This window comes from Aeromonas sp. R3-1 (assembly GCF_040908345.1).
GTDB classification, from domain to species: Bacteria; Pseudomonadota; Gammaproteobacteria; order Enterobacterales; family Aeromonadaceae; genus Aeromonas; species Aeromonas veronii.
This window is the reverse complement of record NZ_JBFODN010000179.1, coordinates 1-3,106: the sequence shown is the minus strand read 5'-3', so window position 1 is coordinate 3,106 and position 3,106 is coordinate 1. Positions and strand designations below refer to the sequence as shown.

General features: G+C 59.3%; 2 protein-coding genes. One reads left to right on the top strand and one right to left on the bottom strand.

Annotation, left to right across the window (positions count from 1 at the left end):
• Nucleotides 1-1,067: chorismate-binding protein (locus AB5Y85_RS10880; RefSeq protein ID WP_368221411.1), on the bottom strand; the 1,067-nt coding region annotated here is incomplete at its 3' end.
• A gap of 294 nt (nt 1,068-1,361) precedes the next feature.
• On the opposite strand from AB5Y85_RS10880, the gene AB5Y85_RS10875 reads away from it, so the two are divergent.
• A complete protein-coding gene (locus tag AB5Y85_RS10875; RefSeq protein WP_005351759.1) occupies nt 1,362-2,888 on the top strand; it encodes a fumarate hydratase in 1,527 nt (508 codons plus the stop codon).
• Nucleotides 2,889-3,106: the final 218 nt, after the last annotated feature.

Genomic DNA, 3,106 nt, shown 5'->3' with positions numbered 1-3,106 from the left:
TCAAGCTCTTCGATGATCTCCATAGCCCGGATTTTGGGGGCGCCGGTGATGGAGCCACCCGGGAAACAGGCCCGCAGCAGATCGACCCCTTGCCAGCGTGCATCCAGCTCACCATGGATGGTGGAGACCAGATGATGTACCGCCGGAAACGACTCCACCGCAAACAGATGAGGCACGCTGACCGAGCCTGGCCGGCTGACCCGACCTATATCGTTGCGCAGCAGATCAACGATCATCAGATTCTCTGATCTGTCCTTGTCCGCCTGCGCCAGCTCCCGCGCGACTTGCCGATCGATGGCCGGATCAGGGTGGCGCGGACGAGTACCCTTGATGGGTTTGGTTTCGATATGACGTCCATCAAGCAGCAGGAACCGCTCGGGAGAGAGGCTCAGCAGCGCACTGTCCGGCAGGCGGATAAAGGCTGAGAAGGGGGCCTTGTTGGCGGTTGCCAGCAGGCAATAGGCCTGCCACTCATCCCCCTGATAGGGGGCGCTGAAACGCTGGGTCAGGTTGATCTGGTAGCAATCCCCCGCGGCAAGGTATTCCTGAATGCGGGCAAACTTTTCGCCATACTCGGCGCGGCTCATATTGCTCTGCCACGACCCCTGCAAGGCAAAAGCGGGGGCCGGTTTGGCCTGCTGCTGTTCAAGCCAGGCCAGCCGGTTGGCAAGTCCCGCTTCATCCCCCCAGTGCACCAGTTGCCAGTCGCCGGTTGCCACATTGCGCAGCAGCGCCCAGTCGTAGATACCCACCGCCATGTCTGGCACCGCGATATCGGCGGCGGCCTGCACTGGCAGTCGCTCGAAGCGGCGGCCGAGATCATAGCCAAAGAGACCGAGGGCGCCGCCAATAAAGGGTAGGTGAGTGGCACACAGATCCAGCTCCCCCAGCAGCTGTTGCTGGGTATGGGCCAGCAGGGCGAGGGGATCTTCGTGGTGTTTGCTGATATTCGCCCCGACACGCAGAGTGGTCACTTCGCCGCGGGTTTCGAGGGTCGCCAGCGGATCGGCGCTGATGATATCAAAGCCGTTATCGGCACCGAGTGGCCCCGCCGACTCCAGCAACATGGCCCACGGCTGATGTTGCAGGCGGGCAAAAAGCTGATGGAGTTCAGCACTATGGTCTAGATGATGGATATGAAGTGTTGGCGTCATTTTATGTTACACAGGCAACAGTTTGGTTCCCGAACCCTAGTCGGTGCTGGTGGGCAAGCGTATCATAGGTGTCGGTGACTTAAGAAAAAACTGCCGTGTCGTTCGTTTTTTGCTGGTTGATAGTTTTTAGCCAGCACGTCAGCACGGCCCATCATATGGAAGCCCTTGCCCTGCTCTGTGGCAGAGACAAGGACCAGTGAGGATGATATGAGCATTATAAAAAAACAGGATTTCATCGATTCTATCGCAGATGCCCTCCAGTACATCTCCTATTACCACCCGTTGGATTTTGTTCAGGCTGCCAAAGCGGCGTATGACCGTGAGGCCAACCCGGCCGCCAAAGATGCGCTGGCCCAGATCCTGATCAACTCCCGCATGTCCGCCGAAGGTCATCGTCCGCTCTGCCAGGACACCGGCATCGTGACCTGTTTCGTCAAAATTGGCATGCAGGTCCAGTGGGACAGCGACATGACAGTGCAGGAGATGGTGGACGAAGGGACCCGTCGTGCCTACACCAATCCTGACAACCCGCTGCGCGCCTCCGTGCTGGCCGATCCGGCTGGCAGTCGCAAGAATACCAAAGACAACGCCCCTGCCGTGGTCCATATCGACATGATCCCCGGCAACAAGGTGGAAGTGAGCATCGCGGCCAAAGGCGGCGGCTCCGAGAACAAATCCAAGATGGTGATGCTCAACCCCTCTGACGATATCGTCGAGTGGGTGCTGAAAACCGTGCCGACCATGGGCGCAGGCTGGTGCCCACCCGGCATGCTGGGCATCGGCATCGGCGGTACCGCCGAGAAAGCTGCGGTACTGGCCAAAGAGGCCCTGATGGAGCACATCGACATTCAGGAGCTGATCGCCCGTGGCCCGCAAACCACTGAAGAGAAGCTGCGGGTCGAGCTCTACGACAAGGTCAACAAGCTGGGGATCGGTGCCCAGGGGTTGGGCGGCCTCACTACCGTGCTGGATGTGAAGGTGAAATCTGCGCCGACTCACGCCGCCTCCAAGCCGGTGGTGATGATCCCCAACTGCGCCGCGACCCGCCACGTTCACTTCGAGCTGGATGGTTCAGGCCCTGCCGAACTGACTCCGCCGAAACTGAGTGATTGGCCGGAGATCACCCGTGAAGCGGGTGGCAACGTGCGCCGCGTCAACGTCGATGGCATCACCAAGGCCGAGCTGGCCAGCTGGAAGAGCGGTGATACCGTGCTGCTCTCCGGCAAGATCCTCACCGGTCGCGACGCCGCCCACAAGCGTATCGCCGACATGCTGAAAAATGGCGAAGGGCTGCCTGAAGGGGTCGATTTCACCAACCGCTTCATCTATTACGTTGGCCCGGTTGATGCGGTGCGCGACGAAGTGGTTGGCCCGGCTGGCCCCACCACCTCCACCCGGATGGACAAGTTCACCGACATGATGCTGGGTGAAACCGGCCTGATCGGCATGATCGGCAAATCCGAACGCGGCCCGAAAACCGTCGAGAGCATTAAGCAGCACAAGGCCGTCTATCTGATGGCGGTGGGCGGCGCCGCCTATCTGGTTGCCAAGGCTATCAAGAAGGCGCGCGTGGTGGCCTTTGCCGATCTCGGTATGGAAGCGATCTACGAGTTTGAAGTGGAAGATATGCCGGTGACTGTTGCGGTCGACTCCGAAGGCAACAATATCCACGAAACCGGCCCGGCCTACTGGTCTGCCAAGATTGCAGAGCTGGATGGCAAACTCTCCTCCTGAGTGACCGTTTCCGCTGCCGGTTAACGGCATCGGCTATGTAAACAAGGCGCGTCCATCCGGATGCGCCTTTTTGCTTTGGCTGGCTTGTTATGGGCTCAGGTTGGCCGTTTGCGGCAAGCGGGTATAAAAAAGGCTCTGTCCCAATTACGTGTTGAAAGGCTAATCTTGAAGTAGGCCATCACCTTGAGGTCTACCATCATGGATACCCCAGCCTTTCA

What these genes read in the sequence shown, in the direction of transcription:
- AB5Y85_RS10875 (WP_005351759.1), top strand. Translation starts at nt 1,362, where the DNA reads ATGAGCATTATAAAAAAACAGGATTTCATCGATTCTATCGCAGATGCC.